Source organism: Bacillus arachidis, assembly GCF_030285945.1.
GTDB classification, from domain to species: Bacteria; Bacillota; Bacilli; order Bacillales; family Bacillaceae_G; genus Bacillus_A; species Bacillus_A arachidis.
Window position 1 is genome coordinate 709,304 of record NZ_CP127376.1, and the last position, 20,942, is coordinate 730,245.

Annotated in this window: 18 protein-coding genes; 6 read left to right on the top strand and 12 right to left on the bottom strand. The window is 35.5% G+C overall.

Going from position 1 to position 20,942, the window contains the following annotated elements; translation table 11 throughout:
- The first annotated feature begins 91 nt into the window (after nucleotides 1–91).
- The gene (locus tag QRY57_RS05215) at nucleotides 92–724 is read left to right on the top strand and encodes a class A sortase (protein ID WP_026592949.1); all 633 of its coding nucleotides are present in this window, start codon (nucleotides 92–94) and stop codon (nucleotides 722–724) included.
- A 149-nt stretch (nucleotides 725–873) separates the two neighbouring features.
- On the opposite strand, the gene QRY57_RS05220 is transcribed toward QRY57_RS05215, so the two are convergent.
- On the bottom strand, nucleotides 874–2,259 hold the full coding sequence (locus QRY57_RS05220) for a peptide MFS transporter (RefSeq protein WP_286016824.1): 1,386 nt from the start codon (nucleotides 2,257–2,259) through the stop codon (nucleotides 874–876).
- 513 nt (nucleotides 2,260–2,772) lie between these two features.
- Here QRY57_RS05220 and brnQ1 point away from each other — a divergent pair.
- Nucleotides 2,773–4,074, top strand: a complete 1,302-nt coding sequence (gene brnQ1 / locus QRY57_RS05225; RefSeq protein WP_432804076.1) for a branched-chain amino acid transport system II carrier protein BrnQ1 — start codon at nucleotides 2,773–2,775, stop codon at nucleotides 4,072–4,074.
- 42 nt (nucleotides 4,075–4,116) lie between these two features.
- On the opposite strand, the gene QRY57_RS05230 is transcribed toward brnQ1, so the two are convergent.
- Nucleotides 4,117–4,665 carry a DUF3916 domain-containing protein gene (locus QRY57_RS05230; protein WP_286016826.1) on the bottom strand — a complete coding sequence of 183 codons (549 nt, stop codon included), beginning with the start codon at nucleotides 4,663–4,665 and terminating at the stop codon, nucleotides 4,117–4,119.
- A 209-nt stretch (nucleotides 4,666–4,874) separates the two neighbouring features.
- Between QRY57_RS05230 and QRY57_RS05235 the strand changes: the two genes are divergently transcribed.
- Entirely contained in the window at nucleotides 4,875–6,602 is a 1,728-nt protein-coding gene (locus tag QRY57_RS05235) for a DUF2339 domain-containing protein (protein WP_090694227.1), read from the top strand.
- Between the two features lie 34 nt (nucleotides 6,603–6,636).
- On the opposite strand, the gene QRY57_RS05240 is transcribed toward QRY57_RS05235, so the two are convergent.
- A complete protein-coding gene (locus QRY57_RS05240; RefSeq protein WP_208018444.1) occupies nucleotides 6,637–8,184 on the bottom strand; it encodes a DNA-binding protein in 1,548 nt (515 codons plus the stop codon).
- Between the two features lie 182 nt (nucleotides 8,185–8,366).
- On the bottom strand, nucleotides 8,367–9,758 hold the full coding sequence (locus tag QRY57_RS05245; protein ID WP_286016827.1) for an amino acid permease: 1,392 nt from the start codon (nucleotides 9,756–9,758) through the stop codon (nucleotides 8,367–8,369).
- Nucleotides 9,759–10,029: 271 nt separating this feature from the next.
- Here QRY57_RS05245 and QRY57_RS05250 point away from each other — a divergent pair, with 271 nt between their 5' ends.
- Nucleotides 10,030–11,322 carry an NCS2 family permease gene (locus QRY57_RS05250; RefSeq protein WP_286016828.1) on the top strand — a complete coding sequence of 431 codons (1,293 nt, stop codon included), beginning with the start codon at nucleotides 10,030–10,032 and terminating at the stop codon, nucleotides 11,320–11,322.
- A gap of 167 nt (nucleotides 11,323–11,489) precedes the next feature.
- On the opposite strand, the gene QRY57_RS05255 is transcribed toward QRY57_RS05250, so the two are convergent.
- A complete protein-coding gene (locus tag QRY57_RS05255; protein ID WP_286016829.1) occupies nucleotides 11,490–11,765 on the bottom strand; it encodes a hypothetical protein in 276 nt (91 codons plus the stop codon).
- 102 nt (nucleotides 11,766–11,867) lie between these two features.
- Between QRY57_RS05255 and QRY57_RS05260 the strand changes: the two genes are divergently transcribed.
- Together QRY57_RS05260 and QRY57_RS05265 are read left to right on the top strand one after the other, a co-directional pair.
- Nucleotides 11,868–12,623, top strand: coding sequence for a prolipoprotein diacylglyceryl transferase (locus QRY57_RS05260; RefSeq protein ID WP_286016830.1), 756 nt, complete (start codon nucleotides 11,868–11,870; stop codon nucleotides 12,621–12,623).
- Complete coding sequence (locus tag QRY57_RS05265) at nucleotides 12,613–14,019, top strand: radical SAM protein (RefSeq protein WP_286016831.1); 1,407 nt, start codon at nucleotides 12,613–12,615, stop codon at nucleotides 14,017–14,019. The genes QRY57_RS05260 and QRY57_RS05265 overlap by 11 nt, the downstream gene beginning before the upstream one ends.
- Before the next feature lie 19 nt (nucleotides 14,020–14,038).
- Here QRY57_RS05265 and QRY57_RS05270 read toward each other — a convergent pair whose 3' ends face one another.
- From QRY57_RS05270 to qoxA, 7 genes are all read right to left on the bottom strand, one after another.
- Nucleotides 14,039–14,476 carry a GNAT family N-acetyltransferase gene (locus QRY57_RS05270; RefSeq protein ID WP_208018448.1) on the bottom strand — a complete coding sequence of 146 codons (438 nt, stop codon included), beginning with the start codon at nucleotides 14,474–14,476 and terminating at the stop codon, nucleotides 14,039–14,041.
- Nucleotides 14,477–14,492: 16 nt separating this feature from the next.
- Nucleotides 14,493–14,726: a DUF4022 family protein gene (locus tag QRY57_RS05275; RefSeq protein ID WP_170833695.1), complete on the bottom strand. Its 234-nt coding sequence runs from the start codon at nucleotides 14,724–14,726 to the stop codon at nucleotides 14,493–14,495.
- A gap of 133 nt (nucleotides 14,727–14,859) precedes the next feature.
- Nucleotides 14,860–16,689, bottom strand: a complete 1,830-nt coding sequence (locus QRY57_RS05280; RefSeq protein ID WP_286016832.1) for a monovalent cation:proton antiporter family protein — start codon at nucleotides 16,687–16,689, stop codon at nucleotides 14,860–14,862.
- Between the two features lie 217 nt (nucleotides 16,690–16,906).
- The gene (gene qoxD / locus QRY57_RS05285) at nucleotides 16,907–17,218 is read right to left on the bottom strand and encodes a cytochrome aa3 quinol oxidase subunit IV (protein WP_026592963.1); all 312 of its coding nucleotides are present in this window, start codon (nucleotides 17,216–17,218) and stop codon (nucleotides 16,907–16,909) included.
- Nucleotides 17,219–17,220: 2 nt separating this feature from the next.
- A complete protein-coding gene (qoxC, locus tag QRY57_RS05290) occupies nucleotides 17,221–17,823 on the bottom strand; it encodes a cytochrome aa3 quinol oxidase subunit III (RefSeq protein ID WP_026592964.1) in 603 nt (200 codons plus the stop codon).
- A gap of 13 nt (nucleotides 17,824–17,836) precedes the next feature.
- The gene (gene qoxB / locus QRY57_RS05295) at nucleotides 17,837–19,771 is read right to left on the bottom strand and encodes a cytochrome aa3 quinol oxidase subunit I (protein ID WP_026592965.1); all 1,935 of its coding nucleotides are present in this window, start codon (nucleotides 19,769–19,771) and stop codon (nucleotides 17,837–17,839) included.
- Between the two features lie 33 nt (nucleotides 19,772–19,804).
- Complete coding sequence (gene qoxA, locus QRY57_RS05300) at nucleotides 19,805–20,680, bottom strand: cytochrome aa3 quinol oxidase subunit II (RefSeq protein ID WP_026592966.1); 876 nt, start codon at nucleotides 20,678–20,680, stop codon at nucleotides 19,805–19,807.
- Between the last annotated feature and the right edge of the window lie 262 nt (nucleotides 20,681–20,942).

A 20,942-nucleotide genomic window follows, 5' to 3' on the forward strand; every position in this document is an offset into this window, starting at 1 on the left:
CCTCTTCTTTTCGTCTTAGACTTGTACATATAGTCATCTTACTTTATCATCTTATATAGAAGTAAGATTTTGTAAAGGAAAGGGATTATGTATGAATAAACGAAGAATATATAGTATACTAGCAATTCTTTTATTTGTTGTAGGTGGTATCTTAATCGGTAAGCCATTTTATGACGGATATAAGGCAGAGAAGAAGCAAACAGAAAATGTACAAGCTGTTCAGAAAATGGAATACGAAAAGCATGAAACAAAATTTGTAGATGCATCTAAAATTGAACAACCAAATTTAGCGGAAGTTGCAAATGCATCGTTAGATAAAAAACAAGTAATTGGTCGTATTGAAATTCCAAGTATTTCATTAAGTTTACCTATTTTAAATGCTTCTACTGAGAAAAACTTATTATCAGGAGCAGCAACTGTAAAAGAGAAGCAAGAGATGGGAAAAGAAAATTATGCATTAGCAGGGCATAATATGTCTAAAAAAGGCGTCCTATTCAGTGATTTATCAACATTAAAAAAGAACGATAAAATCTATTTATATGATAATGAAAATGAATATGAGTACACTGTGACGAATGTATCAGAAGTAACGCCTGATAAATGGGAAGTCGTTGAAAACCATGGGAAAACGGAAGTAACGCTTATTACATGTGTATCTGTATCGGATAACTCAAAGCGTTTTGTTGTTACAGGAGAGTTTGTAAAAGCGAAGAAAATAAAGTGAAACTTTAATCAGTGAAGGGGGCTTCATTCCCCGCTGATTATTAGCTCTCATCAATTGGGCCTTAACGGGTAGTTGATGGGAGTCTTACTGCCCGTTAAGGCGGGATAAAAGGTTAAACAAAAAAGCTGAGGGGCAATCCCTCAGCTTTTTTAGTCCATCCATTTTACTAATTTTTTTGAAAGTAATAGTAATATACAACCTAAGAAAATAGCTACAACGCCAATGACTGTAAATACTTCTGAATAGCCAAGTGAAGTTGTAAAACTAGCGAGTTGACCACCTAAAATATTGGCAATCCCTGAACCAGCCAACCAAACGCCCATTAGTAATGAAGCGAGTTTTACTGGTGCAAGGGCACTGACCATTGATAATCCAACAGGTGATAAAAACAATTCACCTAATGTATGGAAAAGGTAAGTAAAGACAATGAATAATAGGTTTGCTTTCTCTGTAATATTATGTTCGTCACTACCTGTTTTTAATGTGGCAACCACTAGAACCATATAACCAATTCCGAGTAAAATCATACCGAGTCCCATTTTTGTTGGGATTTTTAAATCTCCACGTTTTGTTGTAGCAAGCTTAGCCCATAGTGCTGAAATAGCAGGAGCAAGCAAAATGATAAACAGTGGATTGACCGATTGGAACCAAGATGTTGGGATCTCCCACCCGAATACAGAACGATCAACAAACTTGTTTGTATATAGCGTTAGTGAACTACCAGCTTGTTCAAAACCAGCCCAAAAGAAGACAACGAAGCAAGTTAGAATAATGATAACTGCTGTATGCTGTTTTTCTTTTTTTGTAAGTGGTGTATTACCAGCTGTTTGTTCGCCGGATGGTGCTTGTAAATCTCTTGTTGGTTTTTTTCCGATATCACCAAGGAAGCGATTAGATAGTGTTGTGAATAAAACTTGTCCAATAATCATACCGATTGAAGCGGCTAAGAACCCGTAACGGAAACCATAATGAACAACGCCATCTACTGTTGTTTTGAATAAATTTTCTGATAAAAATCCACAAACGAGTGGAGCTAAAAATGAACCGACGTTAATACCCATGTAGAAAATCGTAAATGCACTATCGCGTTTTGGATCATGTTCCTCATACAATTCTCCAACAAGCGTAGAAATATTTGGTTTAAAGAAACCATTACCAATAATAATAAGCGCCAGTCCAAGGTATAGGCCAACCTGGTTTTGTAGGGTAAATAGTGTAAGGTTACCGATTGCCATTGTTACGCCGCCTATCGTTATAGCTAAGCGTCTTCCTAGAAAACGGTCAGTTAAGTATCCGCCAATCATTGGAGTAAAATAACAGGCTCCAGTATAAAATCCATAGATGGAAAGTGCCCATCCTGGACTAAACCCAAGACCGCCGCTTACTAAAGCTGTCGTTAAATATAATGTTAGTAATCCTCGTAATCCATAGTAACTAAATCGTTCCCACATTTCTGTGAAGAAGAGTAAGTATAAACCTGGAGGATGTTTTTTGTTTCGCTGTTGTTTCCTTTCAAGTTGTATCGCTGATTCCATTTAAGTTTCCTCCTGACACAAACAAAAACAAAGTGAATAGTTTTATTTGTTTAATATTTTACTTTATTAACTATTGGATGTCAATAAAGGTCGATTTTTCAGAAGAAATTGGAAAACAGAGCAGATATAGAATGAGGATTTCTTTTGTGATAGACTATGGACTATGTTTGTTCTAGCATATAAGTGCAAGAAATTGAAAAACCATATAAAACCTTTCTTTTTTAGGCGGGAAGAGAGCATCCGTCTATGCATAGAAGCGGTCAGGATTCTTTTTAGCCCCATGCCGAGTAAAACAAAAGGAGAAAATGAGTGGAGGTCTGCTTTTGTTTACATAGCCGCAACTAATATGTTGGAAAATCAAAATCGAGTTATATACCTCCCTTTTTAGAGGGGAGAAGAGGAGTGCGAATCATCTTTTATTAGGCGTAGCGGCTATATGTTGAAAAATTAAAATGGGATTTATATAGGCTGAAAAGGATTCTACTTTATATGAAAGTAAAGAAGGAGAAAGAAATGAAATCACTACAGAAAAAAGAAATTTTGCTTATGAGCCTGATGTTATTTTCCATGTTTTTCGGAGCTGGAAATCTAATTTTTCCACCTTTCCTTGGATATGAAGCGGGGGAACATGTGTGGATTGCATTGTTCGGCTTTATTATATCAGCAACTGGACTTCCGATATTAGGTGTAATGGCAATTGCTAAAGCCGGAAGTTTTCAAGGATTAGCCAATCGTGTACATTCTTCTTTTGCAATTATTTTTCCGTGTTTAATTTATTTGTTTATCGGTCCTGGACTTGGTATACCACGTGCCGGGAGTTTAGCTTTTGAAATGGGGCCAGGTCAGTTCTTCCCAGAGACTAGTAGTGTATTACTACTCATTTACACGGTCATCTTTTTTAGTATTGTATATTGGCTAAGTTTATCACCATCAAAATTGATGGGGCTGTTTGGAAAGATATTAACACCCTTATTATTGTGTATGATTGCTCTTATCTTTATAAAGAGTATGATTACACCAGCAGGAGATGTTCAAGTACCAGTAGGGAACTACGGACACGCTCCAGTATTTCAAGGTTTTTTAGATGGATATTTAACAATGGATGCTTTAGCGGCATTAATCTTTGGAATTGTTATGGCAAATACTTTGCGTGCTAAAGGAGTACAAGATGAAAAAGGACTAGCAAAGTATATGAGCATGGCAGGTATCGGTGCTGGTCTTTTATTATCTCTTATTTATGTCATTTTGGGATATGTTGGATCAATAAGTGGTTCGCTTGGAAAGTTCGATAATGGAGCACAAGTATTAGCTCATATTATGACTACATTATTTGGACAGGGTGGCATGGTATTATTAGGAATTATTTTTACTGTTGCTTGTTTATGTGTATCGATTGGACTTGTTACATCTTGTAGTCAGTTTTTTGCAGAAGTATTTCCGAAAGTATCTTATAAAGTGTGGGCTTTTGTCTTGAGTGTAGTTAGTATGATTCTTGCTAACCTAGGATTAACACAAATTTTAAAAGTATCAGTTCCTATTCTTGGGTTTATTTATCCGATTGCTTTAACACTTATTATTTTAGGACTATTTCATAAGTATATTAATAAGTATACGTATATATATCCAATGACAATTGGATTTGTAGCAGTGTTTAGCGGGATAGATATTTTAAATCGCAACGTGTTATTTTCAAAATGGACGCCTATATTAGAAAACATTCCTTTGTATACAGAAGGAGTAGGCTGGATTATTCCAGCGATTGTAGGTGGCTGTTTAGGAATGATTGCGAGTATTTGTATCAATAAAAAAAATTAAAAGAAAAAGGTGTTTTCTATATTGGAAAACGCCTTTTTTTGTTTAATTTAATTCGCCTATAAACCATATTTCTTTGTCATTGTAATTATCGTCAGTAAAAATTTCTCTGTAGCCTTTTACCTGTAATTCTTTAGGTATATGTAAGCCAAATTCTTTTTCAATATCGCGTTCTTGTAGTAATGGAATCCACTGTGGCCCGTCCATGTATCCACTTAGAAAGCCTTCAAAAAATCGTTCGATCCCTTGCTTACTAAATACAATGAAGATATTAGAAGTGTGTAAGTTCGGAAAAGAGACACCCAAATAAATACGATACTCCTTTTCAACTTTAGTTTTCATATGAATGAAATGCTCTACTTGATTGATTGCGGTCTGTAAATAAAATCGTTTCATCGAGTTTGATTTACGTTTTGAATTCATATAAGAAGGATTGATGGGAAGATGGATAGACCAGCAACCTAAAGAAGATGTTTCAGTCGCATTTGGTAAAGAACTTGTATGTGCGATGGTAGATTTTAAAAAATTCCGGCATACTCTCCTTAAACCACGAATTTTCTTTTTTGAACGATGATTCCAAATTGGCTGTTTCAAATAAACACCTCATAAATACTATGTTGTAATTTTCATGAAAATAGAATAGGAATTGCCATTTGCTGCTATAATAGCAGAAACTGGAGATTATTAGGGGGAAATTTGTTAAAAAATGAATAGATTAGGAGTATTATATAAATAACTGGTAATTTATCCAATTGTTATAATGCATTCTACTATTTTAACAGCATGATCAGAGGGGGGAGAAAATGAAACAAGATTTGGGCAAAAAAATAGAAGCTCTAGAAACAGCAATTGATACATTGCAGGAGACGCTCTATGAGTTAAAAGCACAGCAAAGAGAAATGGAAGAAGAAAGAGTTCAACAAGTAAAGGAACCTATTGAGAAGAAACAAGATGTTAGTATCCCTGTGCAAAATGTACGACAAGAAGAAAGAGTCATTAGCCAAGAAAGTGTGACGGAACCGGAGATAAAGCAGGTGGATATATCTGCGTTTAAGCCTGAACCATTTGACATTATAAAATTTTGTCAAACATGGCTACCACGAATTTTCGTTGCAATTATGCTACTTGGGGTAATTTGGTTATTTAAAGCGGGGGTAGATGCAGGATTACTTACTCCAGCAATTCGTATTGTATTTGGTGTAGCATTATCAGTTGCTTTGTATTATGTAGGTGATATACAAATAAAAAAAGAACGTCAAGCGTTAGGTTTGGTATTAGCTGGAGGAAGTATTACAGGCATTGTTTTAACGACATTCGCTGCACATTATTTGTATCATTTCTTTCCGGCAATGATGGCATTTATATTCAACATTATTTGGATTATACTCGGTATCTATTTAGCTAAGCGATATCAATCAGAGTATCTCGCTATATTTGTATCTGTAGGCGCCTTTTTTGTACCGTTTTTATTAAATAGTACAACACCTAATTCTTACATTTTCTTTGGATATGAAACGGTGTTAACGATTAGTTTATTATGGTATGCGTATAAAAATCGCTATCAATATTTATATATGGTGTCTTACAGTGTTGCTGTGCTTGTAACGTTTTTCTTTTTTGTGATTATGACAGTATTATTAGGTCACCTACAAGTGCAATTAACGATTGTTTATGGATTGATTCATATTATGCTGTTTTGGCATATGTTTATTGATAAAAACTTTATTTACGAGCCCCGGATGGCGATATTTGGTGCTAATGCTATCTTTTTCGTTATGGCAATCGTGAAAATTCCAGATTTTACAACATGGGGATTGTTAATTTGTACAATTGTACACACTGTAATGTTTGTGGCTGACTATATGAAAAATAAAAAATCGCCATTTACAGATCTTTTATTTGGTTTTGCGATGGGGTCGTTTAGTTTAGCGATTTTATATGAATTTAGTTTAGTGAATGGAGCAATTGTATTGATGTTACAAGGTTTTTTAGGTATCGTTGCTTCTGCGAAATTAAAACAAGAAATCAAGTTTTATATTAGTGGAGTTATTTATGTAATCGGTATGTTGCAAACCCTTGTTAGCCCATTTGAGACATTCATGTCAGCGGCTTTTGTAGCCCACCTCATTTTAGTTGGAACATTTTATTATGGAATGATGAAAGTGAAACCAATGTTGAAACGCTTTGGGAAATATGTGTATTCGATGACGTTATATAGTTTTATGGTACTTGTATTTATTACGATTACTAGAATAGGAGAGGTTCTTTCAACAGACGGAAGTATTATCAGTGTACCTGTCTCTCTTGCATGGATGATATATGCTTTAGTTTCAGTTTGGTTTGGGCGTAATAGAGGAATGAATGAAATATTATACGCCGGATTAGTTGTGTTAGTTGTGACAGTGAGTAAGTTATTCTTCTTGGATTTACCAGAAGTATCAATGATGATTCGTGCAGTATTATTCTTACTTATTGGTGGACTAGGAATTGTTATTTCTAGAATGTTTTTCTCGAAAGAAAAAGGTGATTAGTAAAAAAAGCAATCCATTTAGGATTGCTTTTTTACTATTTATTATTAATAGTGACAGCTTCATTATATTTTGTCGTTGTATTTTGACGAAGACGTAAAGTGGCTTGTCCAGTTGTATTCGGTGCGAGTTGTACATTTACTACTTTTTCAGCAAAACCTAGGCTATTTGTCGTGAAAGAGAATACACTACTATATCCAAAAGTAGAAGGCCAAGTACCATTTTCATTTTGTACTTTCGCAATTTGTGTTCCTCCAGTTGTAAAAATCCCTAGAGAATAATTATTGTATGTCGCATTAGGTAATAAATTGTTTGCTTGAAGTCTTATTTGAAATACTTCGTTGCTTGGTAGAATACTAGGGCGAATGACTGTATAATCGCTAGTTGTTACAGTTCCCTTATATCCATAAGAACCAGGTTTAAATGTATTTGTATTGAACCATTGATATCCTTGATTTGGAGCGCTCCAAGGTTCTGGTTGTGGCTCAGTTGATAAATTAGGTTGCTCAAATGTTTGTAAAGGTGTTGGATTATCAAGTTGTAGGCCATTTACTTGATCTAAACTTGTATAAGTTTCTTGTTTAGATAACCAATTCACAATGTTTTCCAATAGAATAGCGTCATTTTCTTCTTTATATCCATCATATGTTTTTTTTGCTTGTCCTGTATCTTCACGAACATATTTTGGTGAGGCATCCTCAACAGGAGAAGAATCACCAATAAAGGCTGCTTTTCCAAGGCCAACTTTAGCAATTGCAGCATAAGGACCTTCTGCAATACCGCCACCATTATAAACACCGCTATCAACAGCGCTATTCCATTTTGATGGGTTTTCTGGAAGATATACGATTCCTTTCGCTAATTTAGGGTTTGTAATGGCAAGTGTAGAACCAGCATGCATAGCTACTGATGAAATCCCTTTTGTAATACCAAAGGATTGTTCAGGTGATACAATATTTTTGGCAGAAACATCTCCAAGCGCATTATAGCGAAAGCGAATACCAAAGTTTTGGGATAACCAATCGGAGCTTTCTACTCCTTGCATTGCTGGTGAGTTTGCTTCTTCATTAGACATACCTTTTGCCGGGTTGTCCCATGCACCACGTCTGTATCCATTAAATACCTCTGAAGAATCCCAGCGATTCTTATTTCGGTCTGCATTATAATGATCTGCGATAAAGAAAATACTACCACCATTTTTAACATACTGTAACATGGCATCTTGTTCAGATTTTTTATAAGGAATATTTGCTTCAGGAACGATAAATACATGATAATCTTTTAAATTTTCATATGTAATAGGTGTAGATTGGCGAAGCTCTTTTACAAAATATCCGTTTTTAGCAATACCATTTCCAAAATCAGAAAAACCACCATCAATGACCCAATCGGCTGTACCTGCTGTTTGCCCGTGTGTATTATCAAATAATACTTTCTTCCCATTGTTTTGATTTACAACTTTTGCAGCAATCTCTGGTGCTGGATCTGTAGAACTTTCAGCGAAAGCTGGTGGAATAGAAGTGCTTCCGATACTGAATGTAATTGCTGTTGCTAAAGAAAGTTTAAGCCATTTTTTGTTCTTCATAGAAGAATCCCCCTAATAATAAATATATGTGCCTTAATAATGTAATGGATTTTTTTATGAAAATAAAGATGGAAAATGTAAAATATACAAAAAATTTGTAAAAATAACATGGATTTTGTTGATAAATATTTGTGTGAAAAATAAGAAAACCCCTTCCTCGCTATAAGGAAGGGGTAACATATTTAACTAATTTTTGAAGTTTGTGCAGCATCTATCTTATGAAATCCTTTTAAGTAATATACAACTACTAATGAAATCAACCAAATCGGACCAACAATTAATGCGATTCGTGTATCTTCTGAATAAGCCATAATTCCTAATACTAATGCAAGGAAAGCAAGTGAAAAATAAGAACTTAATGGATATAAAGGCATTTTGTACGTTAAATTTTGCTTAGTTTGTGCTGGTAATCCTTTTCTGAATCGGATTTGAGTAACTAATATGATCCCCCATGTCCAAATTGCACCGAACGTTGAAATACTAGTAAGCCATGTAAATACTTTTGCAGGAACAAGATAGTTTAAAATAACACCAACCAGTAAGACTAAGGAAGTTGCTATAATTCCACTACTTGGAGTGCCATTTTTATTTAAACGGCCGAATTTTTCAGGCGCCTTTTTTTGCTCTGCCAATGTAAATAACATACGTCCTGTACTAAATAAACCACCGTTACAAGAAGAAAGAGCTGCCGTTAAAACAACGAAGTTAATAATTCCCGCTGCTTTTGCTATACCAATTTGTTGGAATGTTAATACAAACGGACTTCCTTTATCGCCAATTTCATTCCATGGATAAATTGCCATCATAACAAATAATGCTCCAACGTAGAACAGTAAAATGCGCCAAAATACGTTATCAATTGCTTTTGCAAGTGTTTTCTTCGGATTTTGTGCCTCACCAGCTGTGACACCGATAAGTTCGACTCCTAGATAAGCAAATAAAACCATTTGTAAGGAAAGAAGTAACCCAGAAAAACCATTAGGGAACCATCCGCCGTGTGACCAAAGGTTCGAAATTCCAGTAGCGATGCCATCATTTCCAAATCCAAATAGAATAATTCCTGTCCCAATTACAATCATACAGATAATTGTGACAATTTTAATTAAAGCAAACCAAAATTCAAGCTCTCCAAATACTTTTACAGATAAAAAGTTAAATGCGCTCATTAATACGAGAGCCAATAACGCCCAAATCCAGCGCGGGATATCTGGAAACCAATATTCCATATAAATTCCAGCGGCAGTGATTTCAGCCATACAAGTAACAACCCATAAAAACCAATAGTTCCATCCAGTTATATAACCTGCTAAGGGTCCTAAATAATCATGTGCGTATTTACTAAAAGAACCAGCAACTGGTTGTTCAATTGCCATTTCCCCAAGAGCACGCATAATGAAGAAGATAACGAGTCCAGCAATCATATAAGCTAATAGAATAGAAGGTCCAGCTAATTTGATAGCAGAAGCAGATCCTAAAAATAGTCCTACACCAATAGCGGATCCAAGAGACATCAATGTGATGTGTCTTTGTTTTAGACCGCGGTTTAAAGTTCCTGATTTGTTTGTTTGCTGCATAAAAAGCCTCCTTATAGGATGAAAAGATTGAATGCGCTTACTAGAAGTGCAACTATTTTAAATTATAAAACATTTCTGTCTGTTATGCTACAAAAATTGTCGATGTATGCTGTACTATATCTGTATTTGTCAGACCTAAACTTAAAATTCTAACTATTATTGAATACATTGACTCTTCTTTTTATTGATTGGTAAGATTAAGTATTACATTTTCTCGCATAATTATAAGAATGTGTGATAATAATTCATTGTGTAGGAAGGGTACTTAAGCATGTTTCAATTACAAAAGTATAACACTTCTGTGAAGCAAGAGATTTTAGCTGGCATCACAACATTTTTTACATTTGCGTACATTCTTGTCATCAATCCGAAAATACTATCTGATGCAGGTGTACCTTTTGATCAAGCATTTACGGCAACCATTATTGCGACAGTTATCGGAACATTATGTATGGCGTTTTTTGCAAATTATCCAATCGTCATTGCTCCAGCCATGGGGATGAATGCGTACTTTGCTTATTCTGTTGTACAAAAAGCAGAAGGCATTACATATGCTATTGCGTTTTCAGCAGTATTTGTAACGGGTATTATTTTTCTTTTATTGTCTTTTACATCATTTCGCCAAAAGCTTATTGTAGCAATTCCAGATAGTTTGAAGCATGCTATTGCAGGTGGGATTGGGTTATTTATTGCTTTCATTGGTCTTCGTTTATCTGGTATTATTGTTGATCATCCATCTAATTTAGTTACAATTGGAGATTTCCATTCACCAGCTGTTATTTTAACACTAATTGGTTTAGTGTTAGCAGCAGTGTTAATGGCATTACGTGTGAGTGGTGCGCTATTTATAAGTATGGTTGTGACGGGGATAATTGCCTTCTTTACAGGGCAATTGAAGTTTAGTGATCAAATTGCAGCGATTCCTCATTTACCAAAAGGGATTATCGTTTCCAATCCTATAACTGCATTTTCTGATGTAATGGAATATGGGTTATACGGCGTTGTTTTTTCATTCTTACTCGTGCTTTTATTTGATACAACAGGGGCTTTGCTTGGTCTAATTAAACAATCTGGTTTAAATACAGATAATGCTGAAAAGCGTTTCGGTAAAGCATTTATTGCTGATGCAATAGGTGGTACAACGGGAGCAGTGTTCGGGACAAGTCCGACAGCGGCAACGATTGAATCGTCAGCAGGAATTGCAGCAGGTGGTAAAACAGGATTAACAGGTATTGTAGTAATCTGCTTAACGATAGTTACAGCATTTTTCAGTCCTGTAATTGCTTCTTTATCAAGTGTGGCAGCAATTACGGCTCCCTCATTAATTATAGTAGGGAGTTTAATGGCACAAAGTATTCGTGATATTAACTGGAATGAATTTGAAGATGCATTGCCGGCATTTTTAATTTTTGTAGGGATTCCATTAACATCTAGTATTGCGAACGGAATTGCACTTGGATTTTTAATTTATCCAATTTTAAAAATTGTGAAAGGGAAAGGGATGGAAGTTCATCCGCTTCTGTATTTCTTTGCAATTTTATTTGGATGTCATTTGTTTTTATAATATAGAAAAGGGTATTTCTTTGTAAGAATTTAACATTAATCGTGAAATTTCTTTGTTTTTTGGTTCCCTCTTTATTATTTATAATTATAGAAGAATGATAAGAGCTAAAGAAGATAACTAAAGCATAGAAAAACCTTCCGTGCATATGGAAGGTTTTTTCATGTCTTTTAAAGAGAAAATATCAAGAATCCACCGCAAATAATAAAGAATACGAACCCTAAAATACAGGGTGCGCTAATAATTCCTAGCAAAATAAATGGCCTTCCTCTATATGCTTCGTATCCTCCCCAAGATAATAAAGAGATTCCTACAATAATAAATGCAATCTCAATCCAACGAATAGGAGTTCCAAATAATATAATAAGAGCTAGAAATGTAACTGCAAAGCCAATCATCCATTGTTGAAAAGGGCGAGCTTTTTTAGATGAGTTTGTAGTACTCATAGAACCCTCCTTATAAAATTCAGAATTGTTTTACTATATTTTTTATTTTACAATATATGTATTATGGAAGATAGAGAATAGACGTAAGAAAGGTATAATCATATGGATTTTCCAATTTATTTATATGTATTTGGAGTAAAGCTACATCCCCATGCTATTTTTGAATCACTCGGTATGTTTATTGGGTTTCGTTATTATTTAAAAAGTCGGCGCAAAGAGAAGATTCCAGAAGCTAAAGCACTATTCATCTTTTTAGGTGCTATATTTGGTGCTTTTCTCGGTGCAATCCTTTTGGCAACGCTGGAGCATCTTCTGCAGGTTCAGAAAGTAATAGAGGAGAATGGCTGGCAAGGATTGATTCAAGGGAAAACAATTGTAGGCGGTTTGTTAGGTGGACTTATTGGTGTAGAAAGTGTGAAGAAAATGGTTGATCATACAGAATCAACGGGTGATGATATGGTCATTCCTCTGGCACTAGGAATTGCAATTGGTAGAATTGGGTGTTTTTTAACTGGCATTGGAGATGAAACGGTAGGGATACAAACAACATGGTCAGTTGGAATTGATTTTGGTGATGGGATGCTCCGGCATCCGACACAATTATATGAGATTGGTTATTTATTTATCCTTATGATTTGCTGTATTTGGCTAAGTAGACATAAACCGTGGGAAGGGTTCGTTTTTCAAATCTTTATGTTGGCATATTTAAACTTTCGCTTTTTGGTTGAATGGCTCAAGCCGACAGATAAGTTATATGTGCATTTGAGTGCGATTCAATGGGCTTGTATTTTGGGTGTTTGTTATTATGTTGTGTTAGTTATGAAAAAGAGAAAAGGGGAAAGACGACATGCCAAATAGGGACTATTTATATTATGACCTAACGAGTAGTGTGTGTTCCACATGTTTACAGAAAGTAGAAGCGAAGATCATTATACAAGATGAAAGAGTCTATATGGTAAAACATTGTATGTTGCATGGCCGAGAAAAGGTGCTCATTTCAACAGATGTCTCGTATTATAAGCAATGCCGCGAATTTATTAAGCCGAGTGAAATGCCATATCGTTGGAATACACCTATTAAATACGGGTGCCCTTATGATTGTGGACTTTGTCCGGATCATGAGCAACACAGTTGCTTAAGTATTATTGAAATTACAGATGTATGCAATTTACAGTGTCCGATTTGTTATGCAGAATCATCACCAAACCGCACTACATGGCGAACAGTAGAACATGTGGAGATGATGTTAGATGCCGTTGTAAAAAACGAAAAGAATCCAGATGTTGTTCAAATTAGCGGTGGTGAGCCAACGCTTCATCCTCATTTCTTTGATATATTAAATATTGCAAAACAAAAACCAATTAAACATATTATGATTAATACGAACGGTTTACGCATTGCACAGGATATTACGTTTGTAGAAAAGCTAGTAAAATATACACCTGGATTTGAAATATATTTACAGTTTGATAGCTTGGAAAAAGAAGCACTGCAGAGTTTACGCGGGGCTGATTTACGTGAAATAAGAAGAAGAGCGATTGAGAACTTAAATAAATACAATATTTCTACAACCCTTGTTGTTACATTGAAAAAAGGAGTAAATGATAAGGAAATAGGTGAGATATTACAATATGCAATACAACAAAAATGTGTACGGGGTGTTACATTTCAACCTATTCAGCAAGCGGGACGAACAGAAGATTTTAATCCTGAAACCAATCGTTTAACATTAAGTGAAGTACGTCAAATGATTATCGAACAATCTTCGTTATTTACAGAAGACGATATAATACCGGTTCCTTGTCATCCGGATAGTTTGGCGATGGCATACGCATTAAAATTAGATGGATCTATTTTTCCACTAACCAGTATAATTGATCGAAATATTTTATTAGAAGGAGAGCGGAATACGATTGTTTTTGAAAGTGATGAGCAATTAAAAGGACAAATCTTTAAGTTATTTAGCTTAAATCATTCACCAGAAAGTGGCTATGATTCATTAAAAGAATTGCTCTGTTGCTTGCCAAAAGTTAGTCTTCCAACAGGGATTGGTTATGAGAATGTATTCCGCGTATTAATTATGAAGTTTATGGATAATTATGATTTAGATATACGTTCGGTAAAGAAATCCTGTGTTCATATTGTACATCCTGATGGAAGAATTATTCCGTTTGATACGTATAATTTATTTTACCGTGATGAGAAAGAAGAGTATTTAAAAGAGCTACAAGGAGAGGGGGGAATTATAAAATAAAGAGGATGACCTCTTTATTTTATAATGTTTTATACATTAATTTATGAAGTCCAATTGGATGGATATCAAATATTTCGCCATGCTCAAGAAATCCTAAACGTTTATAGTAATCTGTAACGGTAATACGAGCATTACACCACAATAGCTCTGCTTCACGCTCTTTTAACATTACTTCAGCTTGCTGGATTAATGAGCTACCAGCATGTTGTTTTCGAAAGGTAGGCATTGTAGCCATGCCTCGCAAACGATAGTGATTATTACCTTGCAAGGAAGGTTCTGGTTCAGCTGAGAAAGAAGCGATACTAATGAGTTCAGCATGTAAGAAAGCACCGAGATGAAAGGAATTTGTTTCGTAATCAGATGGGTATTTGCAATCTTCCAACTGTTGAGTTGGACGTAAAATTTTTTGACGTAGTTCGTATGTTTCGGAGGCATCAATACATCTAATTGTAACCATACAGAATCCACCTTTCTTATGACGCTTTTTCTATGAGTTGTAAAAAGAAATAGGCCGGTGCAACACAAAGACCTAATATACTACAAGTACCAATGAGAAGAGAAAGAAAGAGACAAAAGTATTTCGTTCCATTTGTTTTTTTCCATCCATAACTGCAAATTTCAATGCTAATACCGATGAGAATAATGGCAACGAGTACTTCTGCGAGTAGCAAAAGAGCTAAAGTTGAAATAGACATAGTGTGATTCATCCCCAGAATATTTGATAGTAATATTTTACCATTAAAAAACGAGAATCTTAAGAAAAAGTTTGAAAGTGTATGGTGAAAGGAATAAGTGTTATGTAAGAAGAAAGTCCCCTCGTGATGAAAAGGGGACTTTCTGCTATTCTAATATGCTTTTCATTGTATCAATATGTTCTTTTGAACCTGTTACAAGAAGCGTATCACCATGTTGTAATGTTGTATCACCATGAGGTACCAATGCTTTATTACCTCGGTAAATTTGAATGATGAGTACATCACCTAGGAATGGTAAGCGACGAAGCGCTAAACCATTATATTTATTACTACGTAATTCGACCTCACGAACCGTTTCGTTTGCAGTTGTAATTAAACGAATGAGACTTGGTTTATCGATAAGTGCACGTAATAAAATTCTTGTAGAGTTGATGGTTGAGAATACGGCAATATGTTCTTGTGTTGCTTTTTCTTGTAGAAGAGGATCCTCTACACTTGCAATGACGTGTTCAACACCTAATTCTTTTGCATGTTCTGCTAATAATAAGTTTTGTTCATCATCACTTGTCGCGACAACAACTCGATCTGCATTGAATGCTTTGTGTTCGTCTAATTGTTCTATCGTAATTGTATCTAATTTTACAATAGGGAAGTCATGAGATGTTGCTTCCTCTGCATTTACTTTATTTTGACGCATCATGTATAATGTTACATCATAATCTTCACGTTTTAAATCAAGTGATAATGGAAGAGTGATTCGACTTGCTCCAATGATAGAGACTTTTGGTTTGGGTGTTTCAACCCTTGGAAACATCTTTTTAAATAACACAGGTGCAAAAATACATGTAATAACTGCACTTAAAATAAGTGAAGCAGATAGACTCGGACTAATGATATTTAGCTTTTCACCAATTTGTGCCGCAGCGATAACTAATGAAAGTGTAGATGTTAATAAAATGGCACTTCCGAGTACAATGTTACGTGGATACCATTTTCTTAGTACAAGCGATGGCAATAATTTTGAAATAAAGAGTCCAACAATTAAAATGGGAATCATTAGCATACTAGAAGGCTCTTTAAAAATCGACCATACTTCTAAATTAACCCCAACCATAACGAAGAAAATGGGAATGAAGAAACCATATCCGATGGAATCAAGTTTTTCGACCATATCTTCATTTGGTGATAGTAAGGATACGAGCACGCCTGCTAAAAAGGCCCCTAAAATATTCTCTGCACCAACAGATTCAGATAATCCGACTAATATTAAAATGAGTGCAAAAACAGCACGTGTGTCAATTTGCACACTACCAGCTTTTAGGCTTTCTAAGTATGGAATATTTTTAAAGCGTCTTGCCACAAAGTAAATGACAATACCTGCGCCAAATAGAACGAGAAGAAGCCACATGCTCTGACCGCTTTCGGAATTTAACCCGACAAACACAGCGAGTAGAATCATTGTAACTAAGTCAGCAATTACAGCGACTAATAAAATAATTTGGCCGATTGCTGTTTTTCCTAAGTTATTTTCTTTTAATGTCGGTACAACAACACCTAAAGAAATCGTTGAGATAATTAATGTCATGAACATTGCATTATCGACAAATTTAAGCCATACAAATATAAGTGATAGGGCATAGGATAAGATGAAAATGAATAAAAAGATAATGCTTGCGGCTTGGAACGTATTTGGTTCATTTGTCGTATTCTTTTTTCCTTTTTGTTTAAAGATCGAAAAATCAATTTCTAAACCGCTTAAGAACATTAAGAAAATAAATCCTAGTGTTGATAATACTTCCAGCCACATATCTGGCTCAATAACGTTAAACCCACTTTTTCCTACAAAAATTCCTGCAATAATTTCTGCAACAACGACAGGAATTGCTTTTAACTTAAAGCGTTGCAACAAAAGGGGAACGAAAAACGCGATTGCGACGACAATCATAAGTGATAAAACTGAAGAATGTTGTTCCATTGCGTTCTCTCCCTTCAAATAATATAGTACATATTTTAGCTATATTATTTGAAGAAAAGCAATGCATATGAACTCGATTCCATAAAGAAAGAGTTTTCTTAACATTTGTCATAATAAGTATAGTTTACATGATAATGTTGTAATTTCCGTAATATGGTGGAGGAGGGGATAAATAAAAAGACTGCTGAGATTATCTCAGCAGTCTTTTTCATGTCCATTACATAGAGAAGAAAATCCATACAGTAAGACCAACTGTTGCAATTGCAACGAAGAAACTGTATATCATTGTAACAATTTGAATTGTACCTTCTCCTTCTCTTAAGTGCATGAACATAATTAATTGTAATAAACCTTGCGCAAGTGCCATTACGATAATTGTTGTTAATATCGTTGAAAGTGGCAAGTCTGTGTAAAGCGCAACGTATAAAGCAAGGAACGTTAGTCCAAGCGATAAAATGAACCCGAAAACGTGTGACCATGGAAACCCGCTATGCGTGTGTCCATTTGCTTGTGTATTGTTTTGTCCCATTATTACGCCACCATCCCGTTCAAGTAAACTAGTGTGTAAATAAAGATCCAAACAAGGTCAAGGAAATGCCAGTATAAGCTGATAATAAATACTTTACGAGCTGTAACTGGTGTTAATCCGCGTTTTAAAATTTGGATGATTACACAAGTTGCCCAGATGATACCACCCGTTACGTGGGCACCATGCGTTCCAAGAAGAACGAAGAATCCAGATAAGAATGCGCTTGTTTGGATTGTAGCGCCTTCTCCAACATACATGATGAACTCTTCAATTTCAAAGAATAGGAAGCCTGCACCTAAAAGCAATGTGAAAAGGAACCATCCTAACATAGCTTTTTGGTTGTTTTTACGCATTTCATGAATTACGATACCGCATGTAAAACTACTTGTTAAAAGTAGTAATGTTTGAATTAAAAGTGTTTTAACTTCAAACAAGTCTGCTGGTGTTGGGCCATCCGCCGTACGACCAGCAAGGACTAGATAAGAGGCGAAAAGTGTTGCGAACAGCATAATTTCAGCCCCTAGGAAAATCCAGAACCCTAGAATATTCAATCTGCTTTGTTCAGATTGATATTCTAAAGGTAAGCTTTTATCTAAAGCCGCCATTTCGTTTCACCTCTCATGCTACATGTTCTGTTTTTTTAATTTCATCAACGCTTACGTAGTAACCATCATCATAATCAAATGAACGATAGATCATACAAGCTAGCATACCGATACCGCCAATAATTGCTAACCAGAACCAGCTAAATACTAACGCAAAACCAGCAAGACCGATAAAGCTAGACATAATAATAGGAACACCTGAATTGCTTGGCATGTGAATTGGTTTTAATTCATCTGCTTTTGGTGTAATTGTTTCTCCACGTTTCTTCATGAACCAGAAAGCATCAGCTTCTTTAATTTCAGGAAGTTTAGCGAAGTTGTAATGTTGTACAGGAGATTGAGTTGCCCACTCAAGTGTACGGCCATCCCATGGATCTCCAGTAGTGTCACGTTCACCGTGACGAGCACTCCAAATTACGTTGTAACATAGTAATATGAAACCAATACCCATCATTACTGCACCTACAGATGCGATTTGGTTTAACCAACCCCATCCAAGGCTTTCTGAGTAAGTGTACATACGACGAGTCATACCATCTAAACCTAAGAAGTACATTGGGAAGAAACAGATGTTAAATCCGCTCATAAAGATCCAGAATGTCCATTTACCTAGGCGTTCGTTTAACATATGACCAGTCATTTTTGGATACCAGAACGTAAATCCAGCAAGCATTGCGAATACTGTACCTGCGATTAATACGTAGTGGAAGTGGGCGATTAGGAAGTAGCTGTTATGGTATTGATAGTCAGCTGCTGCCATTCCAAGCATAACCCCTGTAACCCCACCGATTACGAAGTTTGGAATAAATGCTAATGACCAAAGCATTGGCACTGTAAAACGAATACGTCCTTTATACAGTGTAAACAACCAGTTAAAGATCTTAACCCCGGTTGGAATCGAAATCGCCATTGTCGAAATCGAGAAGAATGAGTTAACAGCTGGACCAGATCCCATTGTAAAGAAGTGGTGAAGCCATACTAAGAAACTTAGTAAAGAAATTGCAATCATTGAGTACACCATCGCGCTGTAACCGAATAGACGTTTACGTGAGAATGTACTAATGATTTCAGAGAAAATACCGAATGCCGGTAAGATAACAATGTATACTTCAGGGTGACCCCATACCCAGAATAGGTTGGCCCAAAGCATTGGCATACCGCCGCTCGCCATCGTAAAGAAGTGAGCATCAAATAGACGGTCAAATGTCATTAATGCAAGAGCAACTGTTAATACTGGGAAAGCGAAAATAATGATAATTGTTGTAATTAAGATTGACCAAGTAAACATTGGCATTTTCATTAATGTCATACCAGGTGTACGCATTTTTAAAATCGTAACCAGGAAGTTAATACCGGTCATTAATGTACCAAGACCTGAAATCTGCAGTGCAATTGCGTAGAAGTTATTTCCTACGCCAGGCGTAAATTCGGTACCAGCCATTGGGAAGTATGATGTCCACCCAGCGTCTGGAGAACCTCCGATAACGAAAGCGATGTTAAATAACATTGCCCCAATAAAGAATAACCAAAAACTTAATGCGTTTAAGAATGGATATGCAACGTCACGAGCACCAATTTGTAATGGTACAACAACGTTCATTAATCCCATAACGAATGGCATCGCCATGAAAAGAATCATAACTGTACCATGCGTTGTAAAGATTCCGTTATAGTGTTCAGCGTTTAAATATGTTGTATCCGGGAATGTTAATTGTGCACGGATCATTAAACCGTCCATACCACCACGGAATAACATTAAAACTGCCGATATAATATACATTATACCGATTTTTTTATGGTCAACAGTTGTTAACCATTCATCCCAAAGCCATTTCCATTTTTTATACTTTGTCAGTACGAAAATGATTGCTAATGTCACAAGAACGATAGATGCGTCAGCTCCGTAAATTATCGGATCACCTGTGACAAAAAATTCATCAAGCTTCACTGTGTTCACTCCAATCTGTTGGAATAGTATCTATTACTTTTTGTTTTTGTAGTAGTTGTAATCACAGTATTCAAGTGATTTTGGATCTACATACTTTAAGTGGTGACTAGAGAATGTCATACGCCCTACTACACCAGGTTTAATGATTTCGTTATATTTTTCTTCTGTCAGTGGTTTAGCAGTTTCTTTTACTTCTTTTACCCACTTGTCATAATCTTCTTTTTTCTTTGCTTCAAGCTCAAATTCCATGTGAGTAAATCCTTCACCGGAGAAGTTCGAGCTACGACCAAGGTAAGATCCTGGCTTATCAGCTTGTAGGAATAAATCCATGATCATGCCGTCCATTGTGTATTTCATACCACCAAGCTCTGGAACCCAGAAGGCGTTCATTGGACCAACAGATGTTAATTTAAACTGGATTGGTGTACCAGCTGGTACGTTTAAATAGTTAACGGTTTCAATATTTTCCTCTGGATAACTGAATAACCATTTCCAGTTGGCAGATGTAACATAAATTTCAACTGGTTTAATATGTTTTGACTCTTTTGGCACTTCTTCTGATGCATAAGTTGCTTTTACCGTTGGAATTGATAATGCGATAACGATAATAACTGGGAAGAGTGTCCAAATAATTTCTAATAATGTGTTACCGTGTTGATCAGGTGGCTCATAGTCCATGTTTTCTGGTTTTTCACGATAACGAATCAAAATGACTGTAAACAAGATGAATACAATTGCAATAATCAACAACATAAGTACGAATGACCAAACGATCAGATCATACTGTGCTTTTGCAACAGGCCCCTGTGGATTTAATACTGCAAGTTTTTTCTCACAGCCACCGAGGAACAAGAGTAGTGATAAAGGAAGAAGTGAAGCCAACTTCCAAAACGATTTCTTTAGTTGCACGATTGAAAATCTCCTTTCTCCTTGGATTGAAACTATGCCAATAAAACAATATAAACCTATTAATTTATAGAAGGCAATAGTTTTTGTCATATTGTTAAAAAATAGACACAAATGCACGCTTTTTACGGTGAATATCATTTGCAACTTGATAACATTGTAAACTATTTTTTTGATGAAAACATGATTGTAAAAATTTTAAGATAAATAAAGTTATACCAACATATCCAATAAATAGAAAAAAACTATCTTATCATAAAATAAG

What these genes read in the sequence shown, in the direction of transcription:
- QRY57_RS05265 (WP_286016831.1), top strand. Translation starts at nt 12,613, where the DNA reads ATGCCAAATAGGGACTATTTATATTATGACCTAACGAGTAGTGTGTGT.
- QRY57_RS05275 (WP_170833695.1), bottom strand. Translation starts at nt 14,726, where the DNA reads ATGAATCACACTATGTCTATTTCAACTTTAGCTCTTTTGCTACTCGCA.
- QRY57_RS05255 (WP_286016829.1), bottom strand. Translation starts at nt 11,765, where the DNA reads ATGAGTACTACAAACTCATCTAAAAAAGCTCGCCCTTTTCAACAATGG.
- QRY57_RS05280 (WP_286016832.1), bottom strand. Translation starts at nt 16,689, where the DNA reads ATGGAACAACATTCTTCAGTTTTATCACTTATGATTGTCGTCGCAATC.
- QRY57_RS05250 (WP_286016828.1), top strand. Translation starts at nt 10,030, where the DNA reads ATGTTTCAATTACAAAAGTATAACACTTCTGTGAAGCAAGAGATTTTA.
- qoxD (WP_026592963.1), bottom strand. Translation starts at nt 17,218, where the DNA reads ATGGGACAAAACAATACACAAGCAAATGGACACACGCATAGCGGGTTT.
- QRY57_RS05245 (WP_286016827.1), bottom strand. Translation starts at nt 9,758, where the DNA reads ATGCAGCAAACAAACAAATCAGGAACTTTAAACCGCGGTCTAAAACAA.
- QRY57_RS05215 (WP_026592949.1), top strand. Translation starts at nt 92, where the DNA reads ATGAATAAACGAAGAATATATAGTATACTAGCAATTCTTTTATTTGTT.
- brnQ1 (WP_432804076.1), top strand. Translation starts at nt 2,773, where the DNA reads ATGAAATCACTACAGAAAAAAGAAATTTTGCTTATGAGCCTGATGTTA.
- QRY57_RS05220 (WP_286016824.1), bottom strand. Translation starts at nt 2,259, where the DNA reads ATGGAATCAGCGATACAACTTGAAAGGAAACAACAGCGAAACAAAAAA.
- qoxC (WP_026592964.1), bottom strand. Translation starts at nt 17,823, where the DNA reads ATGGCGGCTTTAGATAAAAGCTTACCTTTAGAATATCAATCTGAACAA.
- QRY57_RS05270 (WP_208018448.1), bottom strand. Translation starts at nt 14,476, where the DNA reads ATGGTTACAATTAGATGTATTGATGCCTCCGAAACATACGAACTACGT.
- QRY57_RS05260 (WP_286016830.1), top strand. Translation starts at nt 11,868, where the DNA reads ATGGATTTTCCAATTTATTTATATGTATTTGGAGTAAAGCTACATCCC.
- QRY57_RS05235 (WP_090694227.1), top strand. Translation starts at nt 4,875, where the DNA reads ATGAAACAAGATTTGGGCAAAAAAATAGAAGCTCTAGAAACAGCAATT.
- QRY57_RS05240 (WP_208018444.1), bottom strand. Translation starts at nt 8,184, where the DNA reads ATGAAGAACAAAAAATGGCTTAAACTTTCTTTAGCAACAGCAATTACA.